Genomic DNA, 15,540 nt, shown 5'->3' on the forward strand with positions numbered 1-15,540 from the left:
CCTCGCCACAGGGCCTGGTTCACTGCACGACAGCGCAGCGTCGCAGACGCGGTGGTTACTCCCTCCCCACAGAAACGGCTCGAATCACTCGGGGTTCGACGTTTTGCGTGTGGCCAGGAATGACCGTAGCGACTCGGGGGTCACCCCCGGTCGGGCGTATTGCCAGGCCCAGGCCGGGATCGATCCATGAGCACTCAGATCCAGCGCGAGCGTCAAGCGACTATGGCCCGCAACAGTCCCTGGGAAATCGAAACCCTGCAGAAAATGCATGACTTGTCTTGGGGTCACGCCATAAGCGCCCAGAATCACCTGATGAGCCTGGGCTTCGTCGAGGGTCAGGCTGTCGATCAATGCGCTGGTAAACGCTGACTCAGAGCTCAGTGAATCCCGTTGCGCCAGCGTTCGCCGGATATTCTCATCACTGAACTGCGGTCCCACCAGATCCTCCCAGATTCGCCGGGCGCTGCGCGGCGAGATACCCGGCATATTTTGAATGGATCGCCATAGATTCGGCGTCCCGAGCAAAATCGCAACCCTGCTGTTCGAAGGCGATTGTCCCGCAGCGCTGAATAAACCTGTGACGGTCGCCATATTGCGCTGATCGAGATACCGCACGCCCTGGAGGAAATCCAAAAAACTGATTAGTGCCCGCTGATGGAAGATCAGGTCGTGCAGGTTTTGATCATCGAACGGCTGCATCCAATCGATATCGATACGTCCGCTGCTCACCAATTCTTGATAACGGCTGCCGGCATACTCGGCAATGAGCTGAAGGCGTGAGTCAGACAACGCCGGATTACGTATCCATTGCGCCAGGACATTCACGGGGAACAGGCTGCCCAGGTTGGAAGCAACAACAGAGGATCGCAGGAGGATAGTCGCCCGCCTCAACAGGATGGGGTGACGCTGGAGGGCCACGGTGAGCAGATCCGTGAAATCCTCGGCCCTGTCGTAGTGCATGAACTGGTCCATCAGGTCTACGTCGTCGTCGATGACCGTGCCTGTTTCACGCTCGAATCGTTCGGCCACATTCTTCAAGTCGTCGCGATCGACCAGGTAGGCACCGTCGAGCAGTTCCTCGAGCTGATCGTCATCGAGGTGGCCGTGCGTGGCCTGATCGTACCTGACATACGCCAATTCATTGCGCGGATGATGGTCGGTCAGATCACGGGCCCGGACGCCGTACTCAAGCATGATATGCAGCGTATCCTGAGAGAGCAGGAGGAATTGATTATTGAGCAGTTCGGCGATTTCCTGACTGCGGATGGGCTGCAACAGGACATCCTCAAAAAAACTCTGCAAGGCTTGGTCTTTTTGCGCGTAGTAGGGAATTCTGCTCAGCATCAAGCGACCCTGCGTACGGGGTGATACAAAACGCCCTAGCATCTGCAGCATCTCCGGGGGCAAATCCGCCGCAGTGACTTGATCCAGTACCCTGCGCACGATGCCTCTTGCGTGCAGGCTCAAGTAATTCTCCAGCGGCTGAAACAAGCCATGGGGATTGGGAGCACCGTAGATCATCCGAGTCAGGTCACGCACCGCTGATCTACCCAGCACACTCTCCAACGCCTGGGCATTATCAAAGACCAATTGCTGCACCCCGGAAGGTTGCGTCACCAGGTAATCCTGCACCTGCGGGTGTTGATCGATGTAATCGGCGACTTCATTACGCAGCCCCTGCATCGAAAACCTCGCCTGCGGCTGCCCTTCGTTCAATCCTCGGGCGACGGCATTGAAGAAGCAATCGCCGTTGATATCAAACGCGATTTCATTCTGCTCGCCCAGCACCAGGAGGTAATGGTTTTCACCGATTCGCCTCAAGACGATATCCGAGCCCGACCTGAGCGGATGATCAGCCGCCGGGAAGGCACTTTCTTCTTGCCCCGGAGTAAAGCGTACTGACCAATCCTGGCGTACAGGCCTTTGCTCAATGATCAGCAAGCTACGGTTTTGTGGCCAACTCGCAAGCCGGGTGACGAGGCTCGGGACCAGATCCATGATCTCGACGTCCCACTCGTTTGGCGTGCGCACCAGATCGGAAACGGAACGAGACGATGTAGCCGGTTGCCCGGGCTGCGAAGGGCCGGGCTGAGGGGATGTGTCCCGCGAGCGCTTTGCGCCCCCAAAGCCGTGTCCTACCGCGCGCCACTCGTCGTCGGACATCCGCTGCACCGTATCGCGCATCACGCCATGGGAGCGGATGGGCAATCCCGTAGTGGCTTCGACAATGGTGGCCTCGGTGGCCTTCAACCGCGTATGGTCGTGCACCCGGTACACGGTCCCGTCGGGTTGCCGCACGAACACGGGGCGCGTCACGTTACCCGTGGCGGTATCCGTGATCGCGGGACGGTAAAAACCCTGTCGATCCGGCGTAACCCCTTTTATCAGCGACGTATCCGTCACGGTAAAACGGTCATAGAGCGCCTCTTCCAGTGGCAGCCCGAGCAGTTTTTCCCTCGAGCCTTGACGAGCCGTCACCGCCAGGAAAGAGGATTGCCCTCGCACGGGGAGCGTCACACCACCGGACAGTGCCTTCTTCCCCGCATAATTTGCCACTTGATGAACGAACGCCAGCGTTGGCAGGTTCATCGGAACCGCACCGGTCTTGACCACCAGCAAACCGGTCTTGATGGCGCGCGTGAGCATTTGAAAACCGGGCACCAGGAATCCGGCCAGGTCAAAGATAATTCCGACCGTCATCATCGCCAGCTTCCCAGCAGTTTGACGGCTGACATCCCGGTTGCTGTTGGAGCGGTGATCCGCGTAGGCGCTTTGGAAATTGACGTAGGCCTGGTGCAGCATTTCGAGAAGATCGCCTGCGAACAACGAACCACGAATCAGCGGACGACCGCCTTGCTGGCCCAACAAACGCTTGATCTGCTCGGGGTCCAGTGTGGAAATGCGCGAACGGAAATACGCCTGCCATTTTTCTTCCGGCAAAAGCCCGGCAATGCCGTCGCTCAGGTCAGCGAATTCATGAAAATCATCGCCACCGGGGCTGTCCGGGAAATAAACGCCAACGGTTCCCTCGATTTCCGGCCCCTCCTGATCGGAAAAAACCAGCACGCCATCGACGCTGACCGCATTGCCCATCATGTCCTGCTGCGCGCCCGCGCCCACGCTGCCCCCCAGTACAAGACCATGGACGCATACCTTGCGCCCACCTACCCGGGCACGCCCCGCCGTGGTGGGCGAGCGCAGGACAGCGTCCAGCCAGCAAGCGACTCGTTTGCGCGACATCGGAGGGGTGAAAGCGTTATCCAGCACGCTGGCCTTGAACACTTCGTCGCCCCTGAGCGAAGACTCGTAACCTTTGAATTTCAAGTTAGCCAGATACGCCGCCTGCCACGCTGCCTTGTATTCAGGTTTGTTCATCTCCTTGCGCAACAGGGTTTCATAACGGCCCCCAACATCAAGATGGCCCGCCATCCGGGCGAGTTGGTTGCCCGTCAACGTGACAAAAAAGCCGCTTGCCGGGTGCCTGACACGTTGGCCGTGTTGATCGACAACGTAAACGGTCAGCACTTCCCTCATCGCATTCGGATACTGATGCGGGCGCAGATTATCGAGCATCAACTGGGTCAGGCTGCTGATACGGGACTGCTTTCGATTAGCACGTTGCCCATAGAAAAGCGTGACCATGGTTTTGTCCGGATCCGGCTCTATACCCGGATGCACGGTTTGCTGCAGGTATTGCTTGATCTTCTGGCGAGTGAACTGCAACAACGTTTGGATACCGCCACCCAATTGGAAGACGGCCTGGAATACCTGCGCTTCCAGACGACGATAGTGGGCTTGCTCAGGACGCGTCGCGGCTTTATAGAAACCGGGGCGATTGTATTCGACCAGGGTCTGCTGACGCACAGCCAGGGGCGCGGCCAGCGACAACATGGGTAAAACAAGCGCACGTTCGGCACTTGCAGCAAAGGCACTCAACGCGAGCGTCTCGTTTCCTGGCGCGTTCATGACCGTTTCCAGGGCAGCACTTTGTACCTGCAACAGGTCATCGGCGGCCACTTCAAAAACATGCCCGGACAGTTCAGCAGTGATATCCACAATCGTACGTTCCTGCCCTCCATGGGTCGGACGGACGTTGCTGAGCAGATCCTGCACAGAGCGGAATCGCTGGATCCCGCCTTCCAGGGAATACAGGAACAAGGTCAGGCTATCGGTAAACTTGATCACCATCGCAGCAGGCCACTTCTGCGGCGCTGCCGTGCCCATATCAAGCATCACGGTGTAGACATGGGGGATGGGCGCCCGTGCCAAACGGTTTCGGTCCGCCATGGAGGGGTGAGTCGTGATGAGGTCCAGCAGACGATCTTCATCTTTTTGCTGGATTCGTTCACTGGCCGTGAGTGGGATGGCCGAACTCCGATCAACTTTGTACAAATCGAAAAGATGCAGGAATCGCAGGGAAAGCAAATGAGCGAGGGCCTCTGCCGTGGTGCACGGGGTCGCTGTCTCAAGAATGCCCGCGTGACATGGGTTATCGCGAAAGCGCTTCAACTCATCGCGGAACTGGCGCTTCACACGCTCATTCGTGGTTGGATTGGCGATGTAAAGTACCGACTCCATGGCCCGTAGAACCTGGGCGTCCACCGGGCCGGCAAACAGGCTGTCGGCCTCGGCCACCGAGTCCGGGCGAGTGCAGAATCCGACGCCGCCGCCGGTGTAACTCGCAGGCGTATTCGTCTGCAAACACCCCCACATGACGTCGCTGAAACTCTCCGAGACCGTCAGCGAGCGCACACCGTTCGAGTCGCTGGTGAAGCGGCTCACATAACAGTAATCAGGGTCGATCTTACCCAGCAGTGAAGCGCGTAGCTTGCGCTCGGGGATCTTTGTCTCGAGCGTGTCCACCAGCAAACGATTGAGCACCGAATCGAAGGTCGGAAGCGCGGCGAACAAACGCGCCAGTTTCACCTGGTTGGTGTCCAGAAGCTCCAGTAACCTGGCCTGCTCCTTGCCCTTGGGGCTGAGCAGATCGTATTGAACCGCGCTTGTGGGGGTGGCAGGTTGCGGAGTGCTTCGATAGTTGCGGGGAATGCCTGCGTGCAGTTCGTTCAAACGGTTTTGCGAGAGCGCTCGCCCCTCGACGCGAAGGGACGAGAAATCCAGGGACATCAGGCTTCTGTGTGGATAAACCCAGCCATCGCGGGGGGACCGGGCAGGAGTGCCGCCCGTCTCCTGGCTTTGATAGGCCACTAAAAAACCCTGGGTAACGGCATCGCGCAAAGGCACCGAAGTGCGTTTTCTTTTTGCGGCCGAGTCGACGGTCTCGACCTCTTGATAAGTGACCTGAACCAAGGTGTCACCGGCAAGGCCTCGTTCAAGCAGCCATTGATCGGCAAACGTGTGCGGTTGAAATGGAGCCCCACCGGGTAACAGGTTGATGGGTTTAAAGGGAGCGACAGAGGTCGATGGCACGCCCGGCTCATCTTCAGGAAAAGTAGACATTTAAGAGTCCGGTTTAATTGAGGAACCCGGACCCTATCCCGTCACTGAGCGGCAAATGACATACATATATATAGCTGTCGCCGCCCATTCGACGAAAACCGTAAGCGTGGATGTCGTCCAACAAAACGGCCGGGCAACTCAGCCCAGCGTTTGCGCCAACACTGCGATGTGCTCCGGTCCTATCCCGCAGCAGCCGCCCAAATGACTGGCCCCGCGCTTGCGCCAGTCGGCCGCCCATTGCAGGTAGCCCGGCGGATCGAGGTCGTCGCGCAGCGGGTCCAATCCGTCGTTGGCCGTCGCTTCCTTCGGCTGCGGCGGGAAGGCGTTGGCGTAGGCGCCGATGTGGATGCTCACCCCCAGTCGCTCGAAGGTTTCCCGCGCCGCATCGATCGCCCCGCCAATCACTTCTGGTTGGCTGCAGTTGAACAGCAGCACTTCGACGCCCAGCTCGGCCGCGACCGCTGCAGCGTCCGCCACCGGTTCGCCGGAGCGCAGGCGTGGCACTTCGTCCGTGTCTTCATCCTTCAAGGTGAACGACAGCCAGAACGGCTTGCCATCCTTCGGCAGCCCGGCGTGAATCGCCCGCGCTTCGACGGTCGAGCTTTGCGTCTCGGCCAGCCAGAGATCGACATGGGGCGCCAGGCCGGTCACCAGTGGCGCCAGCAGCTCGTGGGCGCGGGACGCATCGAACAGATCCGGCCGATAGGAACCGAACAGCGGCGGCAGCGACCCGGCCACCCGCACCGCTTTGCCTGAAGCCTGCACCGCCCGTTGCGCCAACTCACCCGCCAACGCAGCCAGGGCCTGGCCTTCTGCGGCGAAACGCGCCTCGCCAATGTGAAACGGCACCACGGCGTAGCTATTGCTGGTGATGACATTCGCGCCGCTGGCGATATAGGCCACGTGCACGGCCTCCACCGCCTGAGGTGCTTCGCTCAGGGCCAGTGCCGACCACTCGGGCTGCCGAAACGGCGCGCCACGGCGTTGCAGTTCGCGGCCCATGCCGCCATCGAGAATGACTGTCGTTGCTGCGCCCATATGCGATTCACTCATAAGCTTATGAAAAATACTCACTACCGGAGTTGTTCTTATAACTATTTAATACGCACCAATCGGTTAACTACAACTTATTTTTCTACCCAGGGACTTCACGTGAAACTACAACCATTGCTGGCCCTGGGCCTGACTCTGCTGGCCGCCTCATCGCAAGCCTTCGCCGGTGCCACCCTGGATCGCATCGAACAGAAAAAAGAACTGGTCGGCGTGCTGATGGAAAGCTACCCGCCCTTCTCGTTCCTCAACGATCAGAACCAGCTCGACGGTTTTGACGTGGACGTGGCCAAGGCCGTGGCGCAGAAACTGGGCGTGAAACTGCGCCTGGAAACCCCTTCCTGGGACGTGATCGCTGCCGGACACTGGAGCGGGCGCTATGACATCTGCATCTGCTCCATGACGCCGAGCAAGGCCCGCGCCGAAGTGTTCGATTTCCCGGTGCAGTATTACGCCTCGCCAGCGGTGATCGTGGTCAACGCCAAGGACGACCGTATCCACGGTGCCAAGGACTTGAGCGGCAAGAAGGTCGGCCTCACCAGCGCGTCCAGCTACGAGAGCTACCTGAACAAGAACCTGGTGATCGAAGGCGCCGAGGATACCCAACTGAGCTATCCGTTCGAGGACGTGCAGATCGCCCCGTACGACACTGACAACGTAGCGTTCCAGGACCTCGGCCTGGGCGCCGGAGTGCGATTGGACGCCGTGCTGACCAACCTGGTGACCGCACAACCGCGCCTGACCGAAGACAAGCGCTTCAAACTGGCCGGCGAGTCGCTTTATTCCGAACCGAACTCGGTCGCCATCGAAAAAGGCGATGCTCAATGGGACAACAAGGTGCGTGAAGTCTTTGCCCAGTTGAAACAGGACGGCACCTTGAGCAAACTCTCGCAAAAATGGATCGGCGCCGACATTACCCAATGACTTCTTTTCCACCGCCTCAGCCACCGCCAACGGTGGCTGAGTCACGCCTGCAAAAAATCTTCGGTTTCCGCACCCGGCTCTACCTGACCTGGGCGGCCATGCTGGTGCTGTTCGCGAGTTTCTTCCTGAGCTTCGACCTGAAGTTCTCCATCATCCTCGACAAACTGCCGAACTTGCTGGGCGTGCATCTGGCGCCCAATGGCTTTCTGCAAGGCGCGGTGCTGACGCTGTTTCTGTGCCTGTGCTCGATCGTCGCGTCATCACTGTTGGGCTTCATCACCGCCCTGGCGCGGTTGTCCAGCAGCGCGGTGGCGTTTGGCATCGCCAGTTTCTACGCGTCGTTCTTTCGCGGCACGCCGCTGCTGATCCAGATCCTGCTGATCTACCTGGGCCTGCCACAACTGGGCGTGGTCCCGGGCGCCATCGCCGCCGGGATCATCGCCTTGTCGCTGAACTACGGCGCCTACCTGAGCGAGATCTTCCGCGCCGGCATCCTCGGCGTCCCCAACGGCCAACGCGAAGCTTCCCTCGCCCTGGGCCTGAGCGAAACCGTAATCTTCTGGCGCGTCACGCTGCCCCAGGCCATGCGCACCATCATCCCGCCGACCACCAACCAATTCATCTCCATGCTCAAGGATTCTTCACTGATCTCGGTGATGGGCGTTTGGGAGGTGATGTTTTTGGCGCAGTCTTATGGTCGGTCCAGCTATCGGTATATTGAGATGCTGACGACGGCGGCGATTATTTACTGGTTGATGTCCATTGCGTTGGAGTTGGTCCAGGCGCGGATGGAACGGCATTATGGGAAGGCTTATCTGAATAATCGCTGAGCTGGGGTGGGATTTTAAGGTCGCTGTGTATATCCGTTTCTGCGGTCACGGCCACTTAGGGTTCCGCCCTGACGGCGGCTCACTTTCGAAAAGCCGGAATGCCGGCCCAGGCGAAGGTAACCAAAGCGCTTCTGCCCCACCACTCGGTGCCTCGCCTAGGCTCGGCATGCCCACTGCGCAATACCTGCATTCGGCCAGCGTGGTTAACGGGGCGCCGAAATCAACGTCCTCCGCGAGGCGGCCTGATAGCCGACCTGGTTCTTGGTGAGATCGCGTTTCCCCTGTGGGAGCGAGCCTGCTCGCGATGAGGCCAGCAAGCCCAACATCCATGTGACTGAACCACCGCCATCGCGAGCAGGCTCGCTCCCACAGGAGGAACGCGGTCCCACCAGGAACCAGGTCGATCCTAGGCGAAACACGGAGCAGGTTTACAGAGTCGATATTTGACAGACAGATCTCGGATCTCCGACCAAACAGAAAGGCCTGAGTATGCTGTAGGGCAATGCCTCACCGCCACGGAGGCCGGCGCCGTGACTCTGTGATCACAGCGTGGGCAGCCTACAAGCTCCATCGCTATGTCTCGCCAGCAGCTAGGAGACGGCTGGCATCGCCGCCCAAGGTGAAATTTTTAAAGTGCGACCTCCTTCATGAGAGGTCACATTCGATGCCAACCCAACATTCATTCCTGCCCCAACAGCTCACGCTGACAATAGCCTTGGTACTCGGCTGTGCCGATGTTTCGATGGCCCTGCAATCGACCGACGACGCTACGCCCCCAACCTCTGAAACAGCGACCCAGAAGCAAACCCAACCCAATCATTCGAAGGCATCCCTCAGGCCACCCAAGTTCACAACACTGGAGGGAGAAACGCCGCCCACTATCCGTTTCAATAGAGGCTTGGTAGAAGCGAGCACTCGATTTCGCAATCTCGGTCAAATGGGGGCCGAGGTACACGTTGCCGGCGAGTTTCATAACGAGGGCAGTGTGGGCAAGTCTGTCTTCGTGAACGAGACAGGCAGTTTCAGCGGCCATGGCACAGTCGACACGCTGAACGTGAAGGGCCTGTTGAACGTAGACCCTGCGAGCGGGGCGCCTACGGTCAAAAAAAATCTTGAACTGTCGCAAAGCGCAACGCTGCTCTACGGCATCCATCCAGAAAGCGGCAGCGCCACAATCAAGGTCGGCGGCACCGCGACGCTAGGCGGTGCGACGCTGAAGATTACATCGTTGCCAGGCGAGTCCATCGGCGCGGGCAAGCACATCGTGATCGAGGCGAAAAAAGTCGATGGGGAGTTCGGGAAGGTCGTCAACGAGCTCGCCTTCGTGACCGCGAAACCTGACTACGCCACCGAGAAACAAGTGGGACTGACGCTCACACTCAAGGATGTTCCGCCCAAGGAAGTCGCGCCCACTCCTAATGGCCAAGCTGTTTTAGCCGCTATCCTGGGATCAGGATCGACCCAACCAACGCAAGCGGAACCCTCCATCACCTCTCCGACGCCACCCTCTCCTGCCGTCGAGCCACAAGCCGATCGCTCAGCGTCCAAGCCCACCGAACCAGCAAAAGTTGTTGCCAGCACCCAACCCAAGCCCGCCGCCCAGGTGCAAGCTGTCAAGCCAGCCCCCAAACCCAATGCCGCCGTAAACGCCTTGCTCGGCACCAATATGGCCACAGCCGCCGACGCCATCGACCAACTGGGCGACTACAACACCGCCGACCTGGGCAGCGCCACCCTGAGCAGCATCACCCCCATCAGCACAGGAATGCTCTCAGCCATGGATCGGCGAAGTCCGACGGGTGCACACGACAACGGCCAGGTCTGGGTCCAGGCGATCGGCAACAGCGGCAGCATCGGCAGGCAACTGGGAAGCTATGCCCTGAAGCACTCGACCAAGGGTTTGATGCTGGGAACCGACTGGGCTATCAGCCCCGATTGGCGCTTGGGATTGATCGGCGGCAAGACGCACACCCGGTTGGACAGTCGTCAATTCGACGGCCGGCTCGACAGCTGGCTGGTGGGTGCCTATGCCTTACGCCAGGACGGACCACTGGCGCTGCGCCTGGGTGCCGTTTATGGCAGTCATGACGGCAGCACCAAACGCCACGTGGCCTACAACGGTTTCAGCGATCGCCTCAAAGGTCGTTACGATGCCAATACGCAGCAGGTCTTTGGGCAACTCGGCTACAACCTGAACGTAGGGCATTTCGATGTCGAGCCCTATGTCCAAGTGGGCTACCAACGCTATCAACGCGATCGCTATACCGAGAAAGGTGGAAGCGCGGCGCTGCAGTTCAGTGGCCAGTCTCAGGACAATTACAACAGCAACCTTGGCCTGCGCCTCGCCCGAACTCTACCTCTTGACCAAGGCATGCGACTGACGCCCCGCTTGAATCTCGGTTGGAAACACTTATACGGCGAGACCCGGGGCACTTCCCGCCAGCGCCTGGCCAGCGCAGGCAATACCTATACCGTCGAAGGCGTCGAGCTGGACCGGGACAGCCTGCTCTTCGAAACAGGGCTGGACCTGACCGTTTCGCCACGGCATACCCTGGGGGTGAGTTATAACGGTGAAACCGGTCAGGACAACCGCAACGGCGCGCTGATGGGCCAGTGGCGAATGATGTTCTGACAGGCAAAAAAAGGGGAGCACATGCCCCCCCGAGGTTAAAACGTTGTATCGAGGCTGTTTATTCAGCCTTCGATCTCGATCAGGATCTCACCCGGGTTGACCCGGTCGCCCTTGGCTACATGAATAGCGGTGACCTTGCCGGCGATGGCCGCCTGCACTTCGGTTTCCATCTTCATGGCTTCGGTAATCAGCACCGCTTGGCCGGCCTTGACCACGTCGCCTTCCTTGACCAGAACATCGACGATGTTGCCCGGCATGGTGGTGCTGACGTGACCCGGCGCAGTGGCTTGCTTGCGCTTGCTGCTGCCGCCGCTGACGAACTCATTGAGCGGTTCGAACACGACTTCTTCGGGCATGCCATCGATGGACAGGTAGAAGTGACGCTTGCCTTCGGCCTTGACGCCCACACCGGTGATGTCGACGCGATAGGTCTCACCGTGAACGTCGATGACGAACTCGGTCGGCACACCTTCGCCGCCCGCCGAGCTCACGCTGCCCGCCTCGGGGATTGGCAGCAGCACTTCCGGGGTCAGGGTGCCGGCTTCGCGCTCTTCGAGGAACTTGCGGCCGATGTCCGGGAACATGGCGTAGGTCAGTACGTCTTCTTCGGATTTGGCCAGCGCGCCGATTTCGCCACGCAGCTTGGTCATTTCCGGCTTGAGCAAGTCGGCCGGACGTACGTCGATCACTTCTTCGCTACCGATGGCCTGACGACGCAGCTTCTCGTTCACCGAGCCTGGCGCCTTGCCGTAGCCGCCCTGCAGGTAGAGCTTCACTTCGTTGGTGATGGTCTTGTAGCGCTCACCGGCCAACACGTTGAAGAACGCCTGGGTACCGACGATCTGCGAGGTCGGGGTAACCAACGGCGGGAAGCCGAGGTCTTCACGCACGCGCGGAATCTCCGCCAGCACTTCGTTCATCCGGTTCAGTGCGCCTTGCTCTTTCAACTGGTTGGCGAGGTTGGAGATCATCCCGCCCGGAACCTGGTTGACCTGGACGCGGGTGTCCACTGCGGTGAACTCGCTTTCGAACTGGTGGTACTTCTTGCGCACAGCGTAGAAGTACAGACCGATTTCCTGGAGCAATTCCAGGTCCAGCCCGGTGTCGAACTCACTGCCCTTGAGGGCCGCGACCATCGATTCGGTGCCCGGATGGCTAGTACCCCAGGCGAAGCTGGAGATCGCGGTGTCGATGTGATCGGCGCCGTTCTCGACCGCCTTGAGCTGGCACATCGCGGCCAGGCCGGCGGTGTCGTGGGAGTGGATAAAGACCGGCAGCGACTGTTCGCTTTTCAGCGCCTTGACCAGTTCGCCGGTGGCGTACGGCGTCAGCAGGCCGGCCATGTCCTTGATCGCCACCGAGTCGCAACCCATGGCTTCCATTTGCTTGGCCTGGGCCACGAACGCGCCGATGGTGTGCACCGGGCTGGTGGTGTAGGCGATGGTGCCCTGGGCGTGCTTGCCGGCGGCCTTCACGGCTTCGATGGCAACCTTCAGGTTACGCACATCGTTCATCGCATCGAAAATACGGAACACATCGATGCCGTTGACCGCCGCCTTGGCCACGAACGCCTTGACCACGTCATCGCTGTAATGGCGGTAGCCCAGCAGGTTCTGGCCGCGCAGGAGCATTTGCAGGCGAGTGTTGGGCAGTGCTGCGCGCAGTTGGCGCAGGCGTTCCCACGGGTCTTCCTTCAGGAAGCGCACGCAGGCGTCGAATGTCGCGCCGCCCCAGACTTCCAGCGACCAATAGCCGACTTTGTCGAGCTTGTCGCAGATCGGCAGCATGTCTTCGGTGCGCATGCGGGTGGCGAGTAGCGATTGGTGGGCGTCGCGCAGGATTGTGTCGGTAACAAAGATCTTCTTGGACATGTTCATGATTCCTTACAGGCCTGCGTGGGCGGCAATGGCGGCGGCGATGGCCAGGGCCAGCTCTTCGGGTTTGCGCTTGATCGAGTAGTTGGTCAGTTCAGGGTGGCTTTCAACGAAGCTGGTATTGAACTGGCCGCTGCGGAATTCCGGATTGCGCAGGATCTCCTGGTAATACGCGGCGGTGGTCTTGACCCCCTGCAGGCGCATGTCATCCAGGGCTCGCAGGCCACGGTCCATCGCTTCTTCCCAAGTCAACGCCCAGACCACCAGCTTCAGGCACATCGAATCGTAGAACGGTGGAATGGTGTAGCCGGTGTAGATCGCCGTGTCGGTGCGCACACCCGGGCCGCCAGGGGCGTAGTAGCGGGTGATCTTGCCGAAGCTGGGCAGGAAGTTGTTTTTCGGGTCCTCGGCGTTGATCCGGAACTGCAACGCAAAGCCACGGTGCTGGATGTCTTCCTGCTTGACCGACAGCGGCAGCCCGGAGGCGATGCGGATCTGTTCGCGAACGATGTCGATACCGGTGATTTCTTCGGTGATGGTGTGTTCCACCTGCACCCGGGTGTTCATCTCCATGAAGTACACCTCGCCTTCGGCGAGCAGGAACTCCACGGTGCCGGCATTCTCGTAGCCCACGGCCTTGGCGGCGCGCACCGACAGGTCGCCGATGTAGGCGCGCTGCTCGGGGGTCAGTTGCGGGCTCGGGGCGATTTCGATCAGCTTCTGGTTGCGGCGCTGGATCGAGCAGTCACGTTCGAACAGGTGCACCACGTTGCCGAAACTGTCACCCAGGATCTGCGCCTCGATGTGCTTGGGGTTGACGATGCATTTTTCCAGGAACACTTCCGCCGAACCGAACGCCTTGGTGGCTTCGGAAATGACCCGCGGGAAGGCCTGTTCGAGCTCTTCGCGGCTGTTGCAGCGACGGATACCACGACCGCCGCCACCGGAGGTGGCCTTGAGCATCACCGGGTAACCGATCCGATCACCTTCGGTCAGGGCTTCTTCGATGCCCGACACGTTGCCTTCGGTGCCCGGCGTGACCGGCACGCCGGCCTTGATCATGCTGCGGCGCGCTTCGGTCTTGTCGCCCATGCGGCGGATGACTTCGGCCGACGGGCCAATGAATTTGATTCCGCGCTCGGCGCAGATGTCTGCCAGTTCGGCGTTTTCCGAGAGAAAACCGTAGCCGGGGTGCAAGGCATCACAGCCGGTTTCCACCGCCAGGTTCACCAGTTTGCGCGGGTTGAGGTAGCCGGCCAGCGGATCGGCGCCGATGCTGTGGGCCTCGTCCGCACGCTTGACGTGCAACGCATGGCGGTCCGCGTCGGAGTAGACCGCGACCGAGCGAATGCCCATCTCGGCGCAAGCGCGCACGATGCGGACGGCAATCTCACCACGGTTGGCGATCAGGATCTTTGTTATCAATTGGAGGTTCCCTTGAGCCGGTGATACCACGGCCTGGGGTCCAGGCCGACGCGTGACCAGATGTAACAATTGGTCGCAGCTCCACACTAGTCCTGGCCGTTGATTAACAAAAATGAATAATTATTGGGTCATGCATAAGCAAAGACTTATAGTTGTGCTAATCGTCCCGGCCCAGAGTGCTTAGAAAATGCGTAAGTCATTGATGCGTATGACATTGCGTCAATTGCAGATTTTCAACGAGGTCTGCGACCTGAGGTCCTACAGCCGTGCAGCCGATGAAATGTCTCTCACACAACCGGCCGTTAGCCTACAGATTCGATCCCTCGAGGAGCTTATCGGCCAACCCCTGTTTGAGTACGTTGGCAAAAAACTCTACATGACCGAAGCCGCCGAAGCGTTGCAACGGGCCAGCCGGGACATCTTCGGGCGCCTGGAAAACCTCGACATGCAGCTCTCGGACATGCAGGGCTCGCTGCAAGGCCAGCTCAAGCTGGCAGTGGAGTCCAGCGCCAAGTACTTCGTCCCGCACCTGTTCGCCGCGTTCAAGCGCCAGCACCCGGAGGTCAATCTCAACCTCACCGTGGTCAATCGCGGCCAAGTCATCCGCCGGCTTTCGGACAACCGTGATGACCTGGTGATCATGTCCATGGTGCCCCAGGACATGGGCCTGGAGTTCCTGCCATTTCTCAACAATCCCATTGTCGCCGTGGCGCCGCCCGATCATCCGTTGTGCCACATGGGCCCGCTGCGCTTGCAGGACCTGGAACCCTATACGCTGCTATTGCGCGAACCGGGTTCAGGTACGCGGCTGGCCTGCGAGGAGTACTTCAAGGAGAAACGGGTGCACTTCACCCAGACACTGGAGGTGGCGTCGGCGGAGGCTCAGCGCGAGTGCGTGGTGGCCGGGCTGGGCGTGGCGCTGTTGACGCGCCACGCCGTGAGCCGGGAATTGTCGTCCGGCGCACTCATCGAGCTGCCGGTGGAGGAGTTGCCGCTGTACCGCAGTTGGTGCCTGGTGCAGGCCAGGGCCAAGCGCCTGTCACCAGTGGCTCACGCCTTCCTGGCATTCGTTCGCGGCGAGCGCGCTCAGATCATTGGCCTGGTTGAGCGTTTCGACGGGAAGCCGCCGGCGTTGCCTGCCAGTAATTGAACTCTGTGGCGTCAGGAAATTCGCTGATTTCGGCCAGAAGTTGGCGCTGCTCATAGCGGTCTTCGATTGCACGACGGAACGCCATGCGGCGCTGGTCTTCCTGCTGACGACGGGTTTTGACGGCGCTGCGTTCTTCGTAGGACTGGGTCATGTCGAGACTCCCAAGACGTATACGGGGAGCTTTACGATGACGGC

The 15,540-nt window shown here is 59.9% G+C and carries 9 protein-coding genes; 4 read left to right on the forward strand and 5 right to left on the reverse strand.

Features of this window, described 5'->3' with window-relative positions:
* Nucleotides 1–84: 84 nt before the first annotated feature.
* On the reverse strand, nucleotides 85–5,460 hold the full coding sequence (locus tag GN234_RS17835) for an OTU domain-containing protein (RefSeq protein WP_176688841.1): 5,376 nt from the start codon (nucleotides 5,458–5,460) through the stop codon (nucleotides 85–87).
* 138 nt (nucleotides 5,461–5,598) lie between these two features.
* Entirely contained in the window at nucleotides 5,599–6,498 is a 900-nt protein-coding gene (locus GN234_RS17840) for a homocysteine S-methyltransferase family protein (protein ID WP_176688842.1), read from the reverse strand.
* Between the two features lie 114 nt (nucleotides 6,499–6,612).
* Between GN234_RS17840 and GN234_RS17845 the strand changes: the two genes are divergently transcribed.
* The 3 genes from GN234_RS17845 to GN234_RS17855 all read left to right on the forward strand — a co-directional run bounded on the left by GN234_RS17845 (nucleotide 6,613) and on the right by GN234_RS17855 (nucleotide 10,896).
* Nucleotides 6,613–7,434 (forward strand): ABC transporter substrate-binding protein, encoded by an 822-nt coding sequence (locus GN234_RS17845; protein ID WP_109752926.1) that lies wholly within the window; start codon nucleotides 6,613–6,615, stop codon nucleotides 7,432–7,434.
* Nucleotides 7,431–8,264 carry an amino acid ABC transporter permease gene (locus tag GN234_RS17850; protein WP_116833851.1) on the forward strand — a complete coding sequence of 278 codons (834 nt, stop codon included), beginning with the start codon at nucleotides 7,431–7,433 and terminating at the stop codon, nucleotides 8,262–8,264. Before GN234_RS17845 ends, GN234_RS17850 begins: the two co-directional genes overlap by 4 nt.
* Before the next feature lie 664 nt (nucleotides 8,265–8,928).
* Nucleotides 8,929–10,896, forward strand: a complete 1,968-nt coding sequence (locus GN234_RS17855) for an autotransporter outer membrane beta-barrel domain-containing protein (RefSeq protein WP_176688843.1) — start codon at nucleotides 8,929–8,931, stop codon at nucleotides 10,894–10,896.
* A gap of 62 nt (nucleotides 10,897–10,958) precedes the next feature.
* Here the strand turns inward: GN234_RS17855 and oadA are convergent, their stop codons facing one another.
* Together oadA and GN234_RS17865 are read right to left on the reverse strand one after the other, a co-directional pair.
* A complete protein-coding gene (gene oadA / locus GN234_RS17860; protein WP_109752923.1) occupies nucleotides 10,959–12,767 on the reverse strand; it encodes a sodium-extruding oxaloacetate decarboxylase subunit alpha in 1,809 nt (602 codons plus the stop codon).
* Nucleotides 12,768–12,779: 12 nt separating this feature from the next.
* Nucleotides 12,780–14,195, reverse strand: coding sequence for an acetyl-CoA carboxylase biotin carboxylase subunit (locus GN234_RS17865; RefSeq protein WP_003206982.1), 1,416 nt, complete (start codon nucleotides 14,193–14,195; stop codon nucleotides 12,780–12,782).
* 187 nt (nucleotides 14,196–14,382) lie between these two features.
* Between GN234_RS17865 and GN234_RS17870 the strand changes: the two genes are divergently transcribed.
* Nucleotides 14,383–15,345 carry a LysR family transcriptional regulator gene (locus GN234_RS17870; protein ID WP_013694598.1) on the forward strand — a complete coding sequence of 321 codons (963 nt, stop codon included), beginning with the start codon at nucleotides 14,383–14,385 and terminating at the stop codon, nucleotides 15,343–15,345.
* On the opposite strand, the gene GN234_RS17875 is transcribed toward GN234_RS17870, so the two are convergent.
* A complete protein-coding gene (locus GN234_RS17875; RefSeq protein ID WP_109752921.1) occupies nucleotides 15,287–15,496 on the reverse strand; it encodes a PA3496 family putative envelope integrity protein in 210 nt (69 codons plus the stop codon). The two genes, GN234_RS17870 and GN234_RS17875, sit on opposite strands and share 59 nt — an antisense overlap.
* Between the last annotated feature and the right edge of the window lie 44 nt (nucleotides 15,497–15,540).

The sequence above is a fragment of the Pseudomonas bijieensis genome (assembly GCF_013347965.1).
GTDB lineage: Bacteria > Pseudomonadota > Gammaproteobacteria > Pseudomonadales > Pseudomonadaceae > Aquipseudomonas > Aquipseudomonas bijieensis.

Excerpts from the sequence above, each read along its gene's own strand:
- GN234_RS17840 (WP_176688842.1), bottom strand. The coding sequence starts at position 6,498 with ATGGGCGCAGCAACGACAGTCATTCTCGATGGCGGCATGGGCCGCGAA.
- GN234_RS17835 (WP_176688841.1), bottom strand. The coding sequence starts at position 5,460 with ATGTCTACTTTTCCTGAAGATGAGCCGGGCGTGCCATCGACCTCTGTC.
- GN234_RS17870 (WP_013694598.1), top strand. The coding sequence starts at position 14,383 with ATGCGTAAGTCATTGATGCGTATGACATTGCGTCAATTGCAGATTTTC.
- GN234_RS17875 (WP_109752921.1), bottom strand. The coding sequence starts at position 15,496 with ATGACCCAGTCCTACGAAGAACGCAGCGCCGTCAAAACCCGTCGTCAG.
- GN234_RS17850 (WP_116833851.1), top strand. The coding sequence starts at position 7,431 with ATGACTTCTTTTCCACCGCCTCAGCCACCGCCAACGGTGGCTGAGTCA.
- oadA (WP_109752923.1), bottom strand. The coding sequence starts at position 12,767 with ATGTCCAAGAAGATCTTTGTTACCGACACAATCCTGCGCGACGCCCAC.
- GN234_RS17855 (WP_176688843.1), top strand. The coding sequence starts at position 8,929 with ATGCCAACCCAACATTCATTCCTGCCCCAACAGCTCACGCTGACAATA.